This is a genomic window from Comamonas sp. B-9 (assembly GCF_000410635.1).
In the GTDB taxonomy this organism is placed as follows: Bacteria; Pseudomonadota; Gammaproteobacteria; order Burkholderiales; family Burkholderiaceae_C; genus Comamonas.
Genome location: NZ_APCR01000268.1, coordinates 1 through 20,260, shown reverse-complemented (window position 1 = coordinate 20,260; position 20,260 = coordinate 1). Strand labels below are relative to the sequence as shown.

Sequence of the window (20,260 nt, the reverse complement as noted above, 5' to 3'; positions counted from 1 at the left end):
CCCTTGCCAGCGGGGGCCCTACTCGAATGCCAGCACGACCGTGCTGGCTTTTTTACTTATGGGGAACTACCTAACTGCAAACCCTGTGGATAACTGTGGGCGTCACTTCCACAATGGTCGGCGGGCCGTAAAGAAGCCTTTGCGCCCGCACCAAAACAACCAGGAGACACAGTGACCACAACCATCCTCCCACCCCTGCGGCGCTTTATCCCTCTGACGGCCGTCGCCAGCGCGGTCCTTGCGCTGTCCGCTTGCGGCAGCGGCGGCTCCCACAGCTTTAACTTTGACGAGGCCAGCCTGGCGCTGGCCAAGCAGCAGGTGGCGGCCAGCCAGATCGGCCTGCCCACCAGCGGAGCCACGGTGACCTCGACCGAAACGCCAACGGCTGCCAGTGGCGCGCAGCCGCCGGCCTCGGTACGGGCCAATATCTCGATCGCCCCGGTCGACCCCGGCGCCCCGGCCATCAAGATGGGCCTGCTGCTGCCCAAGGAGTGGAACGGCAAGGTGGTGATGGTGGGCGGCGGCGGCTACAACGGCGTGATGCCCAGCCTCTACACCTACCCGGCCGCCCCCGCCAGCCAGGGTGCCTACCCGCTGCTCAACCAGGGCTATGCGGTGTTTGGCAGCGACTCGGGCCACCAGGCAGGGGCTGCCGGCAGCCGCGACGGCAGCTTTGGCACGAATGACGAAGCGGTCGCCAACTTCTCGGGCGCTGCACTGAAAAAGGTCAGCGACGTGGCCGATGTGCTGGTGACGCGCTTTTACGGCAAAAAGCCGGACAAGCGCTACTTCATGGGCGGCTCCACCGGCGGGCGCGAAGCACTGGCCGTCGCCCAGAAATGGCCATCCGACTGGGATGGCGTGGTCGCCTGGTACCCGGCCTGGAACGCCGCCAGCCTGGATCTGCAGTTTGGCCGCATCAGCCGCGCCTTTGCCCAGCCCGGTGCCTACCCCAGCCTGGGCCAGCGCAAGCTGCTGCGCCAGGCGGCGCTGGAGAAGTGCGATGCGCTCGACGGCGTGCAGGACGGCGTGGTCAGCAATGTGGCCGCCTGCAACAGCCAGTTCGACCCGGCTACCGCTACGCTCAATGGCCAGCCGCTGCGCTGCGCCGGTGGCGCGAGCCAGGACGGCTGCCTGTCCGACGCGATGATCAGCGCGCTCAAGACCTACAACAGCGAAATCCGCTTCAGCGCGCCGCTGGGCAGCGGCGAGACGCAGTACCCGGGTTTCAACGTCTGGGGCTCGGAGCTGGGCGAGGAAGGCAGCAGCCCGCTGCAGCCCACCGTCAACCTGCTGGCGATGAACACCACCGCCCCGGCCAGCCCCGCGCCGCTCACCGCGCCGTACTGGGCCGTGTTCTGGGACCAGTGGGTGCGCTATTTTGTGACCCGCGATGCCAACTTTGACGCGCTGTCACTGGACCCGCAAAACCCCGGCGCCTGGAGCGACCGCATCAACCAGCTCACCAAGCTGCAGGACATTAACAGCACCGACCTGTCGGCCTTCAACAAGCGCGGCGGCAAGCTGCTGATGGCCCATGGCACGGCCGATGTGCTCGTCAGCACCCGCGCCACCGCGCAGTACTGGCAGCGCCTGGAGCAGACCATGGGCGCCCCTGCCGTCAAGAGCTTTGCCCGCTACTACGAAGTGCCCGGTTACGGCCATGCAGCCAGCACCGCCTTCAATGCCAACTGGGACTCGCTCAAAGCGCTGGACCAGTGGGTGACCGCCGGCACCGCCCCTGGCGCCCAGGTGGTCAGCGACACCGCTGGCGTGCCGGGTCGCACCCGGCCGCTGTGCGAGTACCCAACCTGGCCGCGCTACAAGGGCAGTGGTGATGTGAACCTGGCCGACAGCTATAGCTGCCAAACCAACTAAAAGCGGCCTCAGCAAGCCAGCAAAACAAAAGCATCTGGACGCCCTTCTCAAGGGCAGCCAGATGCTTTTTTATCGGATAAATCTAACGCGGTGCTGAGCGTTCGCTCAGCAGCCGCTTACTCCGCCACGCGGGGCTTGACCAGCGCTGCCGCCTTTTTGGCGTTGTCGCGCGCGGCATCGGTATCGGCCGCGCGGGCCAGCGCCACGCCCATGCGGCGGCGCGCAAAGCTCTCGGGCTTGCCAAACAGGCGCACCTCGGTGCCGGGGATCTGCAGGGCGGCATCGACGCCGTCAAACACAATGCCCTGGGCATCGACACCGCCGTAGATCACGGCGCTGGCGCCGGCGGTCTTGAGGCTGGTGTCCACGGGCAGGCCCAGGATGGCGCGGGCATGCAGCTCGAACTCGTTTTGCCACTGGGTGATCATGGTCACCATGCCGGTGTCATGCGGGCGCGGGCTCACTTCGCTGAACCAGACCTGGTCGCCCTTGACGAACAGTTCCACGCCAAACAGGCCCAGGCCGGCGGGCTCGCCGTTCAGGCCGGTGCCCAGGTCGCTGGTGATGGCACGGGCAATGTCCTGCGCCAAGGTCAGCGCAGCGGGCGCCATGCGCGCGGGCTGCCAGCTCTCCACATAGTCGCCCTGCACCTGCACATGGCCGATGGGCTCGCAAAAATGGGTCTCGATCTGGCCGGCCGCATTCTTGGCGCGCACGGTCAGCAAGGTGATTTCGTAGTCAAAGTCGATAAAGCCTTCGACGATGATGCGGCCGCCCTGTACCCGGCCGCCTGCCATCGCGTAGTTCCAGGCTTTTTCCACATCGGCCGGGCCATCGATCTTGCTCTGGCCCTTGCCCGAGCTGCTCATCACCGGCTTGACCACGCAGGGGTAGCCAATGCCGCCATCAATGGCGGCCTGCAGCTCGGCCAGGCTGTCGCAGAACTGGTAGGGGCTGGTGGGCAGGCCCAGGGTCTCGGCGGCCAGGCGGCGAATGCCTTCGCGGTCCATCGTCAACCGGGTGGCGCGGGCCGTCGGCACCACGCGCACGGTGCCAGCGGCTTCCAACGCTTGCAGCGCGGGCGTGGCAATGGCCTCGATCTCGGGCACCACCAGGTCAGGCTTTTCGGCCTCGATCAGCGCCGTCAGCTGGGCCGGGTCGCTCATCGTGATGGTGCGGGCATGGTGCGCCACCTGCTGGCCCGGCGCGTTGTCATAGCGGTCCACCGCCACCGTCTCCACGCCCAGGCGCTGCAAGGCAATCAGCACCTCCTTGCCCAGCTCGCCGCTGCCCAGCAGCATGACTTTGGTTGCGTTCTTAGTGAGCGGGGTGCCGAAGGTGGTCATATCAGGTCGTGTCAACAAAGGGGCTGCGGCGCAGCGATGGGGGGCATTTTAGAACCCTCGCCTATCCCCGCGCTCTGTCGCCCAGTTTGTGCCGCACTGCAACACCAGCCGCTATGATCTTGGCACCGGGCTTGCCGATAGGCACTGCAGGGCGGATGCAGGCCAGCCCCTCTCCCAGCAACAGGACCCAAGGAAGACAGATGACGATCCAGACCGTAGGCGTAATTGGTGCAGGCACCATGGGCAACGGCATTGCGCAGACCTGCGCGGTGGCCGGGCTGAATGTGGTGATGGTGGACATTTCGGAGGCGGCCGTGCAAAAGGGCCTGGCAACGGTGGGCAGTAGCCTGGACCGCCTGATCAAGAAGGAAAAGATCAGCGAAGCCGACAAGGCCGCCGCCCTCGCGCGCATCCAGGGCAGCACCCGCTATGAAGACCTGCAAAAGGCCCAGCTGGTGATCGAGGCGGCCACCGAGAACTACGAGCTCAAGCTCAAGATCCTGCAGCAGGTCGATGCGCTGCTGGACCCTTCGGTGCTGCTGGCCTCGAACACCTCGTCGATCTCGATCACCCAGCTGGCAGCCGCCACCAAGCGCGCGGACAAGTTCATCGGCATGCACTTCTTCAACCCCGTGCCGCTGATGGCGCTGGTCGAGGTGATCCGTGGCCTGCAAACCAGCGATGCCACGCACGATGCGGTCAAGGCGCTGGCCGAGAGCCTGGGCAAGTCGCCGATCAGCGTGAAGAACTCGCCCGGCTTTGTCGTCAACCGCATTCTGGTGCCGATGATCAACGAGGCCTTCTATGTGCTGGCCGAAGGCATTGCGTCGGCCCAGGACATCGATGACGGCATGAAGCTCGGCTGCAGCCACCCGATTGGCCCGCTGGCCCTGGCCGACATGATCGGCCTGGATGTCTGCCTGGCCGTGATGGAGGTCTACCTGAAAGACTTTGGCGACAGCAAATACCGCCCCTGCCCGCTGCTCAAGGAAATGGTCGCCGCCGGCCAACTGGGCCGCAAGACCGGCAAGGGCGTCTACAGCTACGCCTGATCGCGCGCGCCCGCGCTGCCCAGCGATTCCTCCCCATGCCCGCGCCACGCAGCACCCCGATCTGGAAAAAGGCCCTGCCGGTGACTGCACTGGTGCTGGCCCTGGTGGCCTGCATGGCCGGCTTTCGCCTCTGGAAGCAGCAGCTCGAAGAGGCGCCGGTCGATGCGCTCTACCGCGACTACCTGGCCTATGTGGCCGCCCGGGTGCCGGCCGCCGATCTGCACCTCAAGCGCTACTACCAGCGCTATGGGCGCGACACGGTGGCGGCCAAGCATTTCAAGCCCATCTGCCGCAGCGTGACGGCCATGGCGGACCAGCAGGCGCTGGACCTGGGCGCCAGCGAGTGGCACACCCTGGCCGGCAGCTGCCGCACGCGGCTGAGCAACGACGAGATCCACCTTCTGCCCTGAGCAAACACCTCATCACATACAACAGAGACAAGCATGCCAACACCCAACCTCTTCAAAAAAGCCATGGCCGCCGGCCAGGCGCAGATCGGCCTGTGGTCGGCCTTTCCCTCGCCCTACATCACCGAGCTGCTGGCCGGCAGCGGCTATGACTGGATCATGCTCGACACCGAGCATTCGCCCAACGATGTGCCCCAGGTGCTGCAGCAGCTCCAGGCGGTAGAAGCCGCCCTGCAGCCCCGCCCGACCAGCGCCGTGGTGCGCCCGGCCTGGAACGATCCAGTCCTCATCAAGCGCTACCTGGACATTGGCGCCCAGACCATTCTGATCCCCTTTGTGCAAAACGCCGACGAGGCCCGCGCCGCCGTGCAGGCCATGCGCTATGCGCCCCAGGGCATTCGCGGCATGGGCGGCTCGATGCGCGCCAGCAACTTTGGCCGCGACATGCAGTATGTGGACGATGCCGACAAGGAGCTGTGCCTGCTGGTGCAGGTGGAAACCGCGCAGGCGCTGGACCAGATCGAGGCTATTGCCGCCGTCGATGGCGTGGATGGCATCTTTATCGGCCCGGCCGATCTGTCGGCCAGCATGGGCTACCCTGGCCAGCCGCGCCACCCGGTCGTCAATGCCGCGATTGACAACGCCATCACCCGCATCCGCGCGGCCGGCAAGGCCCCCGGCATCCTGATGGTGGACGAGGCCCGCGCCCGCGAATGCCTGGCGCTGGGCGCGCAGTTTGTCGCCGTCTCGATGGACCTGATCCTGCTGCGCACCGCTGCCGATGCGGTGGCGGCCAAGTTCAAGGACAGCAGCGGCCAAGTGGTGCAGACGGCTTACTGAGAACGCTAGGCGACCCAGCTTCCGTCTGAGACGCGGGTTGCCTCTTCCTAAGACGAATCCAGGGGCCCTGCACCGGCCCTTGCCAAACACCCTGCTCCTGGCAGGTGATTCCCCAATTAAGTTGCACGCAATTTAATTGAGCACGATAATTCAACCCATGCCCAACGCCACCCCTGCCACTGCCCACAACGCGCTGCTGCTCGACCAGCAGCTGTGTTTTGCGCTGTACTCCAGCTCGCTGGCGATGACCAAGCTGTACAAGCCCTTGCTCGAACCATTGGGTTTGACCTACCCGCAGTACCTGGTGCTCTTGGTACTGTGGGAGGGCGATGGCTGCATGGTCTCCGAGCTGGGCGAGCGTCTGTACCTGGATTCGGGTACTTTGACGCCGCTGCTCAAGCGCATGCAGACCGCAGGTTGGCTGCAGCGCCAGCGTGACAGCGACGATGAGCGCCGTGTGCGCGTGTATCTGACGGAGGCCGGCCGCCAGCTGCGCGAGCAAGCCGCGGCCATCCCCGCCTGTGTGCTCGCGCACAGCCAATGCACGGTGCAGGAGCTGCAGGCATTGACACAACAGATCCAACAGCTGCGCAGCCGACTGGCCGCGCCGCTGCCCGCCGCTTCTTGATGAAGCATGTTTTTTCGTTCCACCCTTGACCAGGAGTTCACCATGGCTACTCTCGAAAAAGTTCTGTACACCGCCCACGCACACACCACCGGCGGCCGCGACGGCGCATCGCGCACCAATGATGGCCGCCTGGATGTGCAGCTGTCCTCGCCCGGCACCAGCGGCCAGGGCACCAACCCCGAGCAGCTGTTTGCCGCCGGCTACTCCGCCTGCTTTATCGGCGCGATGAAGGCCGTGGCCGGCAAGCAAAAGCTCGCCCTGCCCGATGGCCTGTCGATCGACGCCGAAGTGGACCTGGGCCCCATCCCCAATGCCTACGGCATCGCCGCCCGCCTGACGGTGAACCTGCCCGGCATGGACAAGGCTGTGGCCGAAAAGCTGGTGCATGACGCCGACCTGGTCTGCCCTTACTCGAACGCCACGCGCGGCAATATCGACAAGACCCTGACCGTGGTGGTCTAAGTCGCGCAGTTCAACGATTGACACCCTCCAGTACAGCCGGTGCATGCCTTGCATGCCCGGCTTTTTTTGCGTCCCTGTGGTCAGGATGGCCGTCACAAGAAGGGCGCACAATGGCGGTATGCACGATACCGATGACTACCCGCCCAGCAGCCCCGCGCAGGAACATGCCTATGCCGCGCTGACCCCCGATGTGGTGCTTGACGCACTGGCGTCGGTGGGCCTGTGGGGCGATGGCCGCCTGAACCCGCTGTCTTCCTATGAAAACCGGGTCTACCAGGTCTGGCTGGAAGACGGCAGCAAGGTGGTCTGCAAGTTCTACCGCCCGGGCCGCTGGAGCGATGCGGCCATTGCCGAGGAGCACCAGTTCTCCCAGCAGCTAGCCGACGCCGAAGTGCCGGTGGTCGCGCCCCTGCAGCTGGGCGGCCACAGCCTGCTGCAGCATGGCGGCTTTCGCTTTTCCGTATCGCCCTGGCGGGGCGGGCGCCAGCCCGATCTGGACGACTGGGAGGTGCTCGAATGGGTGGGGCGCTTTCTGGCCCGCATCCACACCGTGGGTGAGGCCCGGCCCTTTGTGCACCGCCCCAGCATCAACGCCCAGGACTTTGCCCGCGAGCCCCATGACTGGCTGATGGCCCATGGCTCCATCCCGCCCGGCCAGCGCAGCGCCTGGAGCGATGCCTGCCGCCGCGCCACCGACAAGATCTGCGAGATCATCGACCCGGGCAACGGCAGCGGCCACTTTGCCGCAGGCAGCTACCGCAGCCTGCGCCTGCATGGCGACTGCCACCCGGGCAATGTGCTGTGGGTGCCGCCCGAGCACCAGGGCGGCGGCCCGCATTTTGTCGACCTCGATGACACGCGCAGCGGCCCGGCCGTGCAGGACCTGTGGATGCTGCTGTCGGGCGACCGCCAGCAGCAAAGCGCGCAGCTGTCGACGCTGGTCGAAGGCTATGAACAGTTCCGCCCCTTTGACCGGCGCGAGCTGGCACTGATCGAGCCGCTGCGCACACTGCGCCTGATCCACTACAGCGCCTGGCTGGCGCGGCGTTTTGACGACCCGATCTTTCCGATCCACTTCCCCTGGTTTGGCAGCGAGGCCTACTGGCAGGAGCAAACCCAGATGCTGCAGGCGCAGCTCATCGCGATGGATGAGCCGCCGCTGTACGTTTAAGCGCCACCCGTTTTTTAAAGAGCCGCTAACATGGCCCAGCAAACCAAAGGTTTGCGATTGAGACTAGGCGTCCCCAACTAGGCGTCAAGCCGCAGGCAGTACAGTAGTACGACAAGGCTTGGCGCGGCCGGCGAGGCAACGACGTATCAAGGGTTGTGTTCGCGGCTCTAACAGCGGTTGTTCAAGCGGCAGTCGGGCAGCAGTTGCCCATCAGCACCGCGCCACTGCAGCTGGGCGTCATGCTCACCCCTGGGTGGGTTGACCACGCCAGGCACGACCACGCCGGGCTGTGCGGCCTGGGCATGGTTCGGTGCAGCAGCGGGGGCAGACGCGGGCGCTGCCGGGTCATACAGCACCGTGCCGGTGCCCACCCCTACACCTACCTGGGCGCCCCCGACGGAGGTGCCGACCCCGACACCGGCATTGCCCGTCACCTCGCCGCGCTGGTTGACCCCCACGCCGACACCGACAGGGCCCAGGCCCGTGCCCACCCCGGCGCTGACCCCACCGCTGCCCACCCCCACGCCAACCGAGAACGGCCCCACCGGCACGCCCACACCCACATAGGGCGAGCAGGCGGACAGCGCAGCCACGGACAAGGCGGCAGCGGCCGCACGGCAGGGGGGGGAGAGGAAAAAGCGCATGGCAGGCATTCGGATCATGGCTATTTTTAACAGCGATTGCCACACCAGCCTCTGGCGCAAGGACATTGCATTCCGATGTCCTACGCCCAGCGATGGGCACCCCGACAGCGCGGGGACATGCCGGGCCCGACTCCCTACAATCCAGGCCACCGTCCTTTCCGGGCCAGCCGCTACCCGCCGCTGGCCTGCTGCTGCCACCGCAGCCCAGCCCCAAGTTCTGATCATGAAATACCAATGGCCGCCCTATTTCTGGGTGTGCTTCTCGATGTGCGTCGGCGTCATGGGCACGGCGCTGGCCAGCCCGCTCTACCCGCTCTACCAGGTCCAGTGGCAGCTGCCGCCCAGCGCCATCACCCAGGTGTTTGTGCTCTATATGGCCGCAGCGCTCACCAGCCTGATGCTGCTGGGCGCGATCACCACCCGCTATGGTTTTTTCAAGGTGCTGCGCGCGGGGGTGATGCTGATGAGCGCTGGCGTGCTGCTGTCGGCACTGGCCTGGAACATGCAGGTGTTTGGCTTGAGCCGCATCATCATTGGCCTGGCCTCGGGGATGATCACCACCTCGGCCTCGCTGGGCCTGACCCAGCTCAACACCAGCGGCGACACGCAGCGGGCCGCTGCCACCACCAGCTTGACGATTGCCTTTGGCTTTGGCCTGGGGCCCATTGTCGGTGGCCTGGTCGCGCAATGGGCGCCTTTTCCGCTGCGCAGCGCCTATCTGCCGTCCCTGCTGCTGAGCGCCTTGGCGATTTATTCGCTGTTCCAGGTGCAGCTGCCGGCCCACCTGCAGCCGGCGCCTGCCAGCAGCAGTTTTGGCCTGCGCCAGCTGATGCCGCGCCTCACCTTCCCCGAACGCGCGGCGCTGCGCCGCTACGGCCTGGCGTCGATGGGCGCCTTCTGTGCCTTTGGCATGTTCAGCCTGTTCGCCTCGCTCGCGCCCAGCTTTATGCAAAGCATGCTGCCCTGGCACGGGCCGGCCATCAGCGGGCCGTCGATCGGCTTCATCTTGCTGCTGTCGGCCGCCTCGCAGTATGCCGCCAAGGGCTTTGTCACCCGCAAGGTGCTGATCACCGGCTATGGCGCGCTGGCGCTGTGCAATCTGCTGCTGATCGCCAATGTGTTTGCCAGCTCGCCGGCGGTGTTCTTGCTCTGCGTGCTGAGCGCCGCGCTCGGCCATGGCCTGTGCAACCTGGGCGGTATCTCGGTGGTCAACCGGGTGGCGCGGGCCGACAACCGGGCCGGCCTGCTGGCCACCTACCTGGTCATCGGCTATGTGGGCACGATCTTGCCGATTCTGGGGATTGGCTGGCTGTCCGACCAGGTGGGCCTGTCGCGCGCGCTGCTGGTGTTTTGTGCAGTGTTTGCGCTGCTGTCCACCGCGCTGGCGCTGGCCACCTGGCGCACCCCAGTGCCGGCGCCCGCTGCCAAGCACTAGCCTTATTTGCGCGGTGGCAAGGTGATGCTGATCTCGTGCGAGATCTCGGGACCGCTCTCGGCCGGGCGGATCACCTGCTCAGGCGGCGGTGGGGGCGGCGGCCGCAGCACAGTGGGGCGCGGCGCCAGCTTGGGCTGGATGTTTTTCTTCCAGGCCTCGACCAGCACCTCGTTGACAAACTGGCGGTCCAGCCACAGCCACAGCAAAAACGGCACCAGGGTGGGCAGCACCAGGCTGCCCAGCTGGTAACCATAGGCGAGCAAGTCCAGCTGGGTCTGCGAGATCTTGAGCAGGCGCAGGTCGAGGTTGGTGGCCAGCACCATCTGCATCAGCAGGCTGGTCGAGATGCTGAACGCCTGGAACGGCAGCAAGATCACATAGCCCAGCACCGCGCGCCAGATGCGGCCCTTGCGCCAGGCAGCCAGCAGCAGCGCCAAGAAGATTGGAAAGCCGTAGGCATAGCGGCCCGGGTCGCCATCGACCGAGATCTCGGCCCAGCGGCCACCGGTGTTGGCATTGGCGACACCCACCGAGGTGTCGACCTCGATCTTGCCGGGTGCAATATGCACCTGCTTGACCCAGCCCGCAGCCAGGTCCAGCATGCCTTCCTTGGAGATCACCGCCACCGGGTAGCTCATCCACGGCGACAGCTGCACCCACAAGGTGGTCAGCACGATGATGCCGGCAAAGGCCAGCAGCGCAAATCGCTGTATCGGGTTCAAGCGCTTCATCCCTCTTCCTCTGTATCCGCCCTCCTGGGGGCTCTGTGCTTCTTCTCGTGCGTATGGAAAAAAGCCAGCAGTGCTTGCACTGCTGGCCGGTTCAAATCAGGCGGCTGCCAGCGTGGGCTCGGCCCCCGAGCCCGAGGGAGGCGGTTGGTCCGAGCCATCCTCGGCCCGCTTGGCGCGCTGGCCGGAACGCACCCAGACGAGCCAGACGACCAGCACGTCCAGCATGATCAGCGCCTGCCACAGGTACTCGTGGGCAAAGTTGAAGGCCGTCATGTTCCACTGGCCCAGGTAGAACAGGCTGATCACGCGCACAATATTGACCGCTTGCACCGCGATAAAGCCCAGCACCAGGCCGATGAGCTTGTGGCGCCAGCTCGACGGAAAAGCCATGATGGCGGCAAACAACACAATGCAGGCCTCGATGCCATTGCAGCCGGCCTCGATCGACACGCCAAAATTGGTGGCATGGTTCCACAGCACCTTGCCTTCGGCCACGGCAGACTTGTCAAACCAGGTCACCAAAAAGGCGCAGATCTGCGCCAACATTGCCGTCCAGGGCTCGACCAGGTGCTTTTGCACCCAGCTGAGCATATTGAGACCAAACAAAGTGAGCTGCAGCCCCAGAAATACAAAAAAGAAGCGAACCATGGTACGTGCCTGCTGTCGTCGAAGTGGACGTAGGAGCAAATATAGCCGTTAAAGTTCTGGCCGGGGGAAATGCCTCTGTCAACAACTGGTGTTCCTGCGGCAAATCCCCCACGCGCAAAAAAGCCGCGCATGGCTATGCACGGCTGGGGTGCTGGAGGCAAATCCTATGGCATAGCCTTATCAGCTGCGGCGTCCCAGTCGCAGTGCGGCCAGGCCAGCCATGGCCAGCGCCATCAGCAGCAGTGCGCCAGGGGCCAAGGCAGGCACCGGCACCGCCGTCTGGTCACCGGGCCGGCCTTCGCCGCCGCCATTGTCCTTGCCAGCAATGGTCGTGGTCGCCGAGCTTTCGTTGTTGCTCGGATCGCTATCGCCGGGCAGGTCCACCACGGCGGTATTGACCAGGCTGGCCGGGCCTTGCAGCGCGGCATCCACGGTGGTCTCCACCGTCAAGCTCACAGACGCACCCACGGCCAGCGGCTCCAGCGCACAGTCCAGCGTGCGGCTGCCTGCGTCAAAACGGCAGGCCGGCGAGGCTTGCACAAAGACCAGGCCTTCGGGCAAGACATCGGTCACGCTGGCTTCGCGGCTATCGGCCGGGCCGTTGTTCACAACGGTCAAGGTGTAGGTCAGCGCATCGCCTGCGGCGGCCTGGGCTTTGTCCACCGATTTGGTCAACGCCAGGTCCACCAGCGCCAGCGGCGTCTCGGTGTGGCTGTCGTTGTTGGTCTCGTCGGTATCGCCGGGGCTCGTCAGGCGGGCGCTGTTGACCACCAGGGTCTGCCCGTCGGTACGCGACAGCAGCTTGGCGCTGAAGGGGAAAGCCACTTGCTCACCGGCATGGAGCGTGGTGATCTCGCAGCGCAAGGCGCGCGTGGCCTCGTCATAGCTGCAGCCGGCAGGGGCCGCGCCTTCCAGCGCCAGGCCTTCGGGCAGCACATCGCTGACGACCGCCTGGCCGTTCACCAGGTCATTGCGCGGGCTGGCTGCCGGGTCTTCCTCGTTCTTCACCGTCAAGGTGTAGGCGATCAGATCGCCCACATCGACGGCGCTGGTGGCCGAGCTGGTCTTGGTCAGCGACAGGTCCACATAGCGCAGCTTGTCCAGCTCATCGGGCGAGATTTGCGCCGGGTCATAGGTGGAGGTGCGGTCCGTGGTCTGGTTATTCTTGCTGACATCCATGCCGTCGAGCACTTCCACATCGGCCTTCACGGTTGCGCTGTGGTTGACGGTCCCTACGGCACGGCCATCGAGCAGTGCAGCGGGCTCCATCGTGAACTTGATCGCCACCGATTCATTGGGCGCCAACCAGGGGAAATCACAGACCAGGCTGCCCGCCAGCGCGCCAGCGGCCGGCACGGTGCAGCTGTCCAGACCCATGCGGCTATCCCCATTGGCCAGCTGCACGCTGTCGAGCGAGACAAAGCGGAAGTCGGCCGTCGATCCCGCTGCCGGGAACTGGTCCACCATCTGCACCCCCGTCGCATAGGACTGCGATGCACCGCTGTTGGTCACCGTGATCGTGTACTGGGTCTTGCCGGTGTCCAGCGGGATGCCGTCGTTGGTGTGGCGCATGTTCACCAGCACATCGACCTGGGGCTTGCCCAGCGGCACGGTTTCGTTGGCGCTGTTGTTGCCCAGGTCCGTCTCCGGCGTGACCGAGGCCACGACGACGCTGTTGTCCAGCTGAGGCGGGTAGTCCTTGGCAGGCGAGCGCAGCTGGTAGCTGACGGTCTTTTGCGCGTTCTCGGCGAGCGCATCGGTCCAGACGCAGGTCATCGTGCGGTTGGCTTCGGTGATCTCCAGGCCAGCGGCAAACCTGGCGCCGCCGCTCAAGCTGCAGCTGCCACCGCTGATGCTGGGCGCAGAGCCCACCAAGATGGTGCTCAGCGGCAGGCGATCGGTCACGCGGACCTGGCGCGCCTGCGAGGGGCCGCTGTTCTTGGCTGTCAAGGTGTAGGTGATCGCCTGGCCAGCGGCAGCGCTCTCGGGTGCGGCCTGCTTGGTCACGGTCAGATCGGTCAGTGCTTCGAGCACAACCGAGGCCTGCGCACGGTTGTTGGCGGTGTTGAACTCCGCCGTGTCGGGCGAGCTCACATCGGCCACATTGACGATGGTGTTGGTCTGCGTGGCATCGTCCTGGGGGTCCACATACTGGCGCGCCTTGATGACGACCAGATACGCAACATCCGGGTCGGCAGGCAGGTTGCGCAGGGTGCAGCTGACGGTCGCAGACTTCTGGTGGTTGTCACCCGAAATGCTGCAGCCATCGGAGGCGGCAGTGCTGCCCGCCTTCAAACCCAGCATCTGGGCCTGCGGCACCTCAGGCATTTGCACCTCGGCCGTCAGATAGCGGCTGTTGTCATAGGCTTTCACACCCAGTACGCCTGCGCTGGCGTCGGTCAGCAGGTTGCCGATGACATCGGTCACCGTGACGGTTTGCGCAGCCTGCAGGTCTAGATTGCGCCCATTCTCAGGCACATCGTTTTTCACGCGCAGGGTGTAGACCACCTCGGCACCCGAGGCCTTCGCGCCATCTGTGATCACCGCAGACTTGCTGATCGACAGGTCGGCCTGGCGCTCGGATATGTTGACTTTGTTGCTGCTCACGATCTGGCCCAGCGGCGCACCGTCACGTCCCTGCATACCCACCAGTGCAGCGCCGTTGGCGATGGAGGCAAACTGGCCGTTTGCCGCATCGATGTGGGCCACCACATTGAGCAAGAGCTCCGAGCTGCTACCAGCGGCAATGCCGCCGCTGAAGGTGCAGGTCAGCAATTTCCCCAGGTCAGTGGCCGTGCCGCTTGCGGGGCTGCAGACCCAGGGCGACCCGGCGGCCACACCCAGAAACTGCAGTTGGCCGTCGAGCTGGTCGGTCACCGTCATGGTCTGGCCGGGCAGCACATCCAGCGGCCCATTGTTCTTGATCTTGATCGCGTACTGGTACTCCTGGCCGGAGGCAATCACCGACGCCGTCGTGCTTTTGCTCAGCGCCAGATTGACCTTGTTGCTGACCAGCACGCTCGCCTGCGCCTGGTTGTTGGCGCCCACATTGGCGGGCGGCTCATTGCTGGCCGAGACCTCGGCCGAGTTGTTGATGACGCTCTCTGCCGCCACCGAAGACACATCCACCAAGGCCTTGACCGTGATCTGCGGCAGGTTCGGGGTAAAGGCACCGCTGTACTGGCAGCGGACCACTTGCGCGTTGTTGCTGCAGATCCAGTCCACTCCAGCAGCAGACGCAAAGCTGACACCAGCCGGCAGGGTGTCGGTGACGACAATGTCCTGCGGCACCAATTCACCGGCGACCCGCTTGGCGCTGAGCGTATAAGTGACCGGCACAGGCGCGCTGGCCTGCTTGTCCAGCACCTTGGGATTGACGACCTTGGTGAGCGCCATGTCCAGGTTCACATTGGGCTGGACCTGGATCTGCACATCATCGGTGTTGTTGTCAGGGTCGGCATCCAGAAACAGCTGACCGGTGGCGGTCTCGCCCGACACCGACACCGCGCTGGCCACCTGGCCGCCGCTGGTCTTGACCAGCAAGGGCACGCTCAGCAGCGGCAAGTCCTGGCCACGGCCAACGGACTGGCCATCAGGCACGGTGTAGCTGCAGCTCCATACCGGCACGGGCTGGTTGGCACTCGTGTCTTCGGCCAGCTTGCACACCCAGCCATCGCCGCCTGGGCTGCCCTGGAACTCGGTGCCCTCGGGCTGTGGAAAACGCAGCTGGGCCTTTTCACCCGCCTTGAGCGCAAAGGCATAGGGCGAGTCGGCATTGCGCACCTGCAGCTGGTAGTCGACCTTGTCGCCCTGGGTATGGCTTGCGCCATTCACTGGCGCAAGGATCTGCACGGCCAGATCAGCGCGCTCATAGGTAGTGATCGTGCGCTCGATGCGGCTGTGGTTGGGGGCCGCCTCGCCCGCATCCGGATCCGCGTTGTCGGGGCTGGAGGCAGACGCCTGCGCCGTCCAGTCCGTCCCTGCGCTGGGCAGCTTGACGCGGAAGTCCACCGCGACAAAATCGGTCGCCGTCACCAACGCAAGATTGCATGTCAGCGCAGCGCCTGCCTCGATGGTGTCGCCGGCCTTGGGCAGCGGCTGGGCACACTGCACCCCGGCGGGCGCGACGATTTCCTGAAAAATGGCGCCCGCAGGCAGCTGCTGCAGCAGCGACACATTGGCGACCTCGCCGCTGCCGCCATTGAGCTTGACCTTGGCGCGGTAGACAAAGTCGGCGCCCACCGGGCCGTCGACCGATCCGCTCTCCGCCACGGCCCCGGTCTGGGCAACAAAGGCGTCATGGTTCACAAAGATGTCGTAGCGGGTCGACTGCGCAGCGGCCACCGCCGGAAGCAGACCAGAGACCAAGGCAAGGGCAACGCTGCATCGCAAGGGGCTGCGTAGCGGCGGCGATCGATACGGGAGTAACACTTTCAACGTCCTGCTTAAAAAAGGCAAAGCTCCGCCCTCTCCTGAAAAAACAGAGATAACGGCTTGCGTGTTCAGTGAAATAAAAGGTTTTCGCTACATACCAAATATTTTCCGGGCCATCACAGAGATAAAGCCCAGCGGTAGTCACGAAACCTTAGAGGCCTGCTGTACCTGACAACAAGGGCTGCGAATGTAGCACCGGGATTCAAGCTATATATGCAATAAACTTTTAATAAATTTATTGACTATATAAAAATGATGCAGCAAAACGATGCAGCACCGGCCATAGCATTTCCGATGGCCGCGCGAGGGCGCTGCCATGCGCTGGGCTCTGTGCGCCAGCGTCGGCAAGCGGTGCAGGGTGAAGGCAGGGGCCGCCAAGCGCTGCACCGGTGGCGCGGCAGCGCATTCCGCAGTCTCCTGGGGATCACTTCGCAATAACTTGATTTACCTAGCAAATAACAGATATACGACAAGCAGGCACTGTTTGAAGGCGTGGCCAGCGCCGAGACAAAGGCACTTGCTGCCCATGGCTGGAAAGCAGACCAGCACCTTCGTGCTGCAGCGTCTTTGACGTCCTCTCGGCAGGCTGGCGCCGAGTGAATAAAACAATTAGATACAGTGTTGAGAAATCCAGAGACGGCCCATGGTCCGCTGAGAAGTTCTGCCTCCCCATATGTCAACAATTCTTAACTTTTATTTTGTCGGGTATTGGGAAAATATTTACAGGTGAAAGTAAGTACTCCCCTTGGGCGACAAAAGAAAATAATCAATCGGGATTTTAAAAAACCAAGCAGATGGCCAGCGCTGCGGCATCAGAGAAATATCCATCTGCAGCACATACCATGCAACTGCCAGGCGACAGATAAAAAAATCCCCGCCCGGTTTTTCAACCGGCGGGGATTTTTATGCGGTGTACTGCTGCTTTATGCCAGCAGTGCATTCACTCGTTTGACGTAGGCGGCAGGGTCGTCGGGCAAACCGCCTTCGGCCAGCACCGCCTGGTCAAACAGGATCTGGGCGAGGTCGTGGAAGTGCACAGAGCCGTCCAGCTTCTTGACCAGCGGGTGCTCCGGATTGACCTCCAGCACCGGCTTGGATTCGGGCGCTGGCTGGCCGGCCTGCTTGAGCAGGCGCGCCAGTTGCAGGCTCATGCCGCTGTCCGAGACCACGAGGCAAGCGGGCGAGTCCACCAGGCGGCTGGTGGCGCGCACGTCATCAGCACGGTCCTTCAAGGCTTCCTTGAGCTGGGCCAGCACCGGTTTGAAGGCTTCGGCGGCTTCTTCGGCGGCTTTCTTCTCTTCGTCGTTTTGCAGCTTGCCCAGATCGACAGCGCCCTTGGCCACCGATTGCAGCGAGGTGCCATCAAAGTCCTGCAGGAAGTTCAGCGCCCACTCGTCGACCCGGTCGGTCATCAGCAGCACCTCGATGCCCTTTTTCTTGAACACTTCGAGCTGCGGGCTGCTCTTGGCCGCGGCCAAGGTGTCGGCGGTGATGTAGTAGATGGCGTCCTGGCCCTCTTTCATGCGCGCCTTGTAGTCGGCAAACGAGGTGTTCAGGCCTTCCTGCGTGGTCGATGCAAAGCGCAGCAGCTTGGCGATGCGCTCCTTGTTGCCCATGTCCTCGCCCAGGCCTTCCTTGAGCACGGCGCCAAACTCGCCATAGAAGCGGCTGTACTTGCCCTCCTTGGCCTTGTCGTCTTCGCTCACCACATCCACCACGCCGTCGCTGCCTTCGGCCGCTGGCTGGGGCTTGTCATGGCGGGCCAGGTCCTCGAGCATGGACAGCACGCGCTTGACCGAGCCATCGCGGATCAGGCGCACATCGCGGCTTTCCTGCAGCAGCTCGCGGCTCACGTTCAGCGGCAGGTCGGCCGAGTCGATCACGCCTTTGACAAAGCGCAGGTACTGCGGCATCAGCGCCTGGGCATCGTCCATGATGAAGACGCGCTTGACGTAGAGCTTGATGCCCGCGTGCTTGCCCTGCTGGTACAGGTCAAACGGCGCCTTGGCGGGGATGTAGAGCAGCTGCGTGTACTCGGTATTGCCTTCGACGCGGTTGTGGCTCCAGGTCAGCGGGTCTTCGTAGTCATGGCTGATGGCCTTGTAGAAGTCCTGGTACTGCTCGGGCGTGATGTCCTTCTTGGCGCGGGTCCACAAGGCGCTGGCCTTGTTCACGGTTTCCCACTCGCCGGTCTTGGCCATCTCGCCGGGCTGGTCGTTCTCGCCCTCTTTCCACTCTTCCTTTTCCATCAGGATGGGCAGGCTGATGTGGTCGGAGTACTTGGCGATCACTTCCTTGAGCTTGTAGCCGTTCAAGAAGTCCTGCGCGTCCTCGCGCAGGTGCAGGGTGATGCTGGTGCCGCGCTGGGCACGGTCGATCTGCTCGACCTCAAAGTCGCCCATGCCGCCGCTGGTCCAGCGCACGCCTTCCGAAGCCTGGGCCCCAGCGCGGCGCGACTCGACGGTGATCTTGTCGGCCACGATGAAGCCCGAGTAAAAGCCCACGCCGAACTGGCCGATCAGCTGCGAATCGGCCTTCTGGTCGCCACTGAGCTTGTCCATGAAGGCCTTGGTGCCGCTCTTGGCAATCGTGCCCAGGTTGTCGATGGCCTCTTGCGTGGTCATGCCGATGCCGGTGTCGGTGATGGTCAAGGTCTTGGCCTTGTCGTCGAAGGACACGCGCACTTCCAGCTCAGGCTGGTCGCCGTACAAACCACTGTCATTGATTGCTTCAAAGCGCAGTTTGTCGCATGCATCCGACGCATTGGAGATCAGCTCGCGCAAGAAGATCTTTTGGTTCGAATACAGCGAATGCGTCACCAGGTGAAGCAGTTGGGCCACTTCGGCCTGGAAGGAATGGGTTTTTTTGGTCATGGGAGCTCAGTCTTCATCAACACAGATCAAGGGTCTATATGGGTGCAGACCGCGCCGCTTCAAGGTATACCGTCATTTTAGGAATTGCTTATCCAAACAATCTATATCAAGCAAAGATTTATGACATAGATCGCTGATAAATGATCATGATCACCCGTAGAGGAGATTTTTCATTTTCTTTCTACGCGCCATCCCACTTCAATGTTATCTCCCCTGACACACTTAACGTTGTGTATCAAATTTTGACATTTGATTGGTGGCATCCGCGCAAAATAAACTCAACGTTAGTTAACTTTTAATTACAAATGAATGTTGTTGAGCGGCATCCCTTGTACAGCGGCACTGGTTTCTTCCAGGCGTTTACAGGGCTTGCCGCTTGGGGGATGTGGGTGCTGGTGCTTGGTGGGCATGTGTCCCTAGCCCAAGCACAGAACGATCAGGCAGTCAGTGCCCAGGTGGAGTCACTGAGCGCTGCCCAGGCAGAGCAGGCCCGGCTGCGCGCCACCATCGAGGCGGCGCCCGCCGCCTACGAGGACAACTTCATGAGCGCCGATGAACGGACGGCCCTGCGGGCCGGTGAAGCCGAAGAAGTCGCCCCCAGCACCTTGCCGCTGGGGCTGCGGAGCGGGGTGCTGGAGAGCCGCCTGGGCATCGCCCGTTCCGACAACGGCCCGTTGGGCAGCCAAAGCGGCACCGAGCTGGGCCAGCGCATCCAGTACCGCCAGCAAACCCTGAACTATGGCGAGTGGCTGCTGCAGGCCGATGTGCGCAGCATGCATGGCGGCCAAGACGCCTTCAATGGCATTGGCGCCCTGGGCTATGCCCGCCAATCCAGCAGCCAGCGCATCACCGTGCAGAACCTGGCTATGCCCGTGACACCGGGCATCCGCATGGATACCACCATCGGCGACGGCTACAGCGAGCTGACCCGGGGCCTGGGCCAGAACTACCGCCTGATGCTGGGCACCAGCACCGTGCGGGGCCTGTCCACCCGCATCTATGGCGTGGACTTTGACATCAGCGCCGGCATGGGCCAGCGGGGCGATTTGCTGGGCGGCCCCTATCCCGGCTTCGAGAAGAGCCAGGGCACAGTCGCCTGGGTAGGCGCCACCCAGCGCCTGGGTGGCGCCTGGTATGCCGCCGGCCAACTGAACCAGGCCAATAACGTTGCAGCGGTGGACTATGGCCTCTGGAGCGACCAGGACAGTGGCAGCAAGCGGGTCAGCAGCTGGGCTGCAGCACTGGGCTATGGATCGCCCACGCAGCAGGACGGCGCATTGCGCGGCCGACTGACCGCGCTGGGCAGCAGCACAAGCAGCGATTCGGCACAAACCCCTTCTGGCAGCGCACAAGGCCTGTACCTGGAGGCAGACACCAAGCTGGGCCGCTACCGCCATACCTGGGGTGCCTATGTCACCCGCCCCAATCTGCATTTTGGTGACTACCTGCTGCCCTCGAGCACGCAAGGCGCTTACTGGCGCATGGACCACAGCACCAGCCGCATGAGCTGGGGCACGGGGGTATATGTGGAGCGCATGCGCGCCAGCAGTTGGCCGGCCCAGCAAGGCCAGACCCGCGTGGGGCTGAGCGGAAATCTGCACTACCAGCTGGACCGCCGCACCACGCTGGGCGGCAACCTCAACCTGTACCAGACCCGCTATGCGGGCGACGGCCAGGGTGCTGGCCTCGATGGCAAGATGCGCAGCCTCTA

At 64.0% G+C, this 20,260-nt stretch carries 14 protein-coding genes and 1 pseudogene; 9 read left to right on the top strand and 6 right to left on the bottom strand.

Annotated features, from left to right (window positions below):
- The first annotated feature begins 171 nt into the window (after window positions 1-171).
- Complete coding sequence (locus H928_RS0101800) at window positions 172-1,878, top strand: tannase/feruloyl esterase family alpha/beta hydrolase (RefSeq protein ID WP_021024951.1); 1,707 nt, start codon at window positions 172-174, stop codon at window positions 1,876-1,878.
- 116 nt (window positions 1,879-1,994) lie between these two features.
- Here H928_RS0101800 and purT read toward each other — a convergent pair whose 3' ends face one another.
- A complete protein-coding gene (gene purT / locus H928_RS0101795) occupies window positions 1,995-3,224 on the bottom strand; it encodes a formate-dependent phosphoribosylglycinamide formyltransferase (protein WP_021024950.1) in 1,230 nt (409 codons plus the stop codon).
- Window positions 3,225-3,379: 155 nt separating this feature from the next.
- On the opposite strand from purT, the gene H928_RS0101790 reads away from it, so the two are divergent.
- From H928_RS0101790 to H928_RS0101765, 6 genes are all read left to right on the top strand, one after another.
- On the top strand, window positions 3,380-4,276 hold the full coding sequence (locus H928_RS0101790; RefSeq protein WP_148293008.1) for a 3-hydroxybutyryl-CoA dehydrogenase: 897 nt from the start codon (window positions 3,380-3,382) through the stop codon (window positions 4,274-4,276).
- A gap of 35 nt (window positions 4,277-4,311) precedes the next feature.
- Window positions 4,312-4,686, top strand: a complete 375-nt coding sequence (locus tag H928_RS0101785; RefSeq protein WP_021024948.1) for a hypothetical protein — start codon at window positions 4,312-4,314, stop codon at window positions 4,684-4,686.
- Window positions 4,687-4,719: 33 nt separating this feature from the next.
- Window positions 4,720-5,523, top strand: a complete 804-nt coding sequence (locus H928_RS0101780) for an HpcH/HpaI aldolase/citrate lyase family protein (RefSeq protein ID WP_021024947.1) — start codon at window positions 4,720-4,722, stop codon at window positions 5,521-5,523.
- Between the two features lie 157 nt (window positions 5,524-5,680).
- The gene (locus tag H928_RS0101775) at window positions 5,681-6,151 is read left to right on the top strand and encodes a MarR family winged helix-turn-helix transcriptional regulator (RefSeq protein ID WP_021024946.1); all 471 of its coding nucleotides are present in this window, start codon (window positions 5,681-5,683) and stop codon (window positions 6,149-6,151) included.
- Between the two features lie 42 nt (window positions 6,152-6,193).
- Window positions 6,194-6,613, top strand: a complete 420-nt coding sequence (locus tag H928_RS0101770; protein ID WP_027010425.1) for an organic hydroperoxide resistance protein — start codon at window positions 6,194-6,196, stop codon at window positions 6,611-6,613.
- Window positions 6,614-6,731: 118 nt separating this feature from the next.
- A complete protein-coding gene (locus H928_RS0101765; RefSeq protein ID WP_021024944.1) occupies window positions 6,732-7,784 on the top strand; it encodes a serine/threonine protein kinase in 1,053 nt (350 codons plus the stop codon).
- A gap of 167 nt (window positions 7,785-7,951) precedes the next feature.
- Here the strand turns inward: H928_RS0101765 and H928_RS0101760 are convergent, their stop codons facing one another.
- Window positions 7,952-8,437 carry a hypothetical protein gene (locus H928_RS0101760; RefSeq protein ID WP_021024943.1) on the bottom strand — a complete coding sequence of 162 codons (486 nt, stop codon included), beginning with the start codon at window positions 8,435-8,437 and terminating at the stop codon, window positions 7,952-7,954.
- A 214-nt stretch (window positions 8,438-8,651) separates the two neighbouring features.
- Between H928_RS0101760 and H928_RS0101755 the strand changes: the two genes are divergently transcribed.
- On the top strand, window positions 8,652-9,863 hold the full coding sequence (locus tag H928_RS0101755) for an MFS transporter (RefSeq protein ID WP_021024942.1): 1,212 nt from the start codon (window positions 8,652-8,654) through the stop codon (window positions 9,861-9,863).
- Window positions 9,864-9,865: 2 nt separating this feature from the next.
- Here H928_RS0101755 and H928_RS25740 read toward each other — a convergent pair whose 3' ends face one another.
- From H928_RS25740 to htpG, 4 genes are all read right to left on the bottom strand, one after another.
- The gene (locus H928_RS25740; RefSeq protein ID WP_021024941.1) at window positions 9,866-10,594 is read right to left on the bottom strand and encodes an exosortase H-associated membrane protein; all 729 of its coding nucleotides are present in this window, start codon (window positions 10,592-10,594) and stop codon (window positions 9,866-9,868) included.
- A 96-nt stretch (window positions 10,595-10,690) separates the two neighbouring features.
- Window positions 10,691-11,242 (bottom strand): exosortase H, encoded by a 552-nt coding sequence (xrtH, locus tag H928_RS0101745; protein ID WP_021024940.1) that lies wholly within the window; start codon window positions 11,240-11,242, stop codon window positions 10,691-10,693.
- 180 nt (window positions 11,243-11,422) lie between these two features.
- The gene (locus H928_RS0101740; RefSeq protein ID WP_021024939.1) at window positions 11,423-15,586 is read right to left on the bottom strand and encodes a DUF11 domain-containing protein; all 4,164 of its coding nucleotides are present in this window, start codon (window positions 15,584-15,586) and stop codon (window positions 11,423-11,425) included.
- 1,013 nt (window positions 15,587-16,599) lie between these two features.
- Window positions 16,600-18,549 carry a molecular chaperone HtpG gene (gene htpG, locus H928_RS0101735; protein WP_021024938.1) on the bottom strand — a complete coding sequence of 650 codons (1,950 nt, stop codon included), beginning with the start codon at window positions 18,547-18,549 and terminating at the stop codon, window positions 16,600-16,602.
- Window positions 18,550-18,959: 410 nt separating this feature from the next.
- Between htpG and H928_RS25735 the strand changes: the two are divergent.
- Window positions 18,960-20,260: pseudogene (locus tag H928_RS25735) on the top strand (hypothetical protein); the annotation flags it as partial.

Excerpts from the sequence above, each read along its gene's own strand:
- H928_RS0101775 (WP_021024946.1), top strand. The coding sequence starts at position 5,681 with ATGCCCAACGCCACCCCTGCCACTGCCCACAACGCGCTGCTGCTCGAC.
- H928_RS0101770 (WP_027010425.1), top strand. The coding sequence starts at position 6,194 with ATGGCTACTCTCGAAAAAGTTCTGTACACCGCCCACGCACACACCACC.
- H928_RS0101755 (WP_021024942.1), top strand. The coding sequence starts at position 8,652 with ATGAAATACCAATGGCCGCCCTATTTCTGGGTGTGCTTCTCGATGTGC.
- xrtH (WP_021024940.1), bottom strand. The coding sequence starts at position 11,242 with ATGGTTCGCTTCTTTTTTGTATTTCTGGGGCTGCAGCTCACTTTGTTT.
- H928_RS0101760 (WP_021024943.1), bottom strand. The coding sequence starts at position 8,437 with ATGCCTGCCATGCGCTTTTTCCTCTCCCCCCCCTGCCGTGCGGCCGCT.
- H928_RS0101765 (WP_021024944.1), top strand. The coding sequence starts at position 6,732 with ATGCACGATACCGATGACTACCCGCCCAGCAGCCCCGCGCAGGAACAT.
- H928_RS0101780 (WP_021024947.1), top strand. The coding sequence starts at position 4,720 with ATGCCAACACCCAACCTCTTCAAAAAAGCCATGGCCGCCGGCCAGGCG.
- H928_RS0101790 (WP_148293008.1), top strand. The coding sequence starts at position 3,380 with ATGCAGGCCAGCCCCTCTCCCAGCAACAGGACCCAAGGAAGACAGATG.
- H928_RS0101785 (WP_021024948.1), top strand. The coding sequence starts at position 4,312 with ATGCCCGCGCCACGCAGCACCCCGATCTGGAAAAAGGCCCTGCCGGTG.
- purT (WP_021024950.1), bottom strand. The coding sequence starts at position 3,224 with ATGACCACCTTCGGCACCCCGCTCACTAAGAACGCAACCAAAGTCATG.
- H928_RS25740 (WP_021024941.1), bottom strand. The coding sequence starts at position 10,594 with ATGAAGCGCTTGAACCCGATACAGCGATTTGCGCTGCTGGCCTTTGCC.
- htpG (WP_021024938.1), bottom strand. The coding sequence starts at position 18,549 with ATGACCAAAAAAACCCATTCCTTCCAGGCCGAAGTGGCCCAACTGCTT.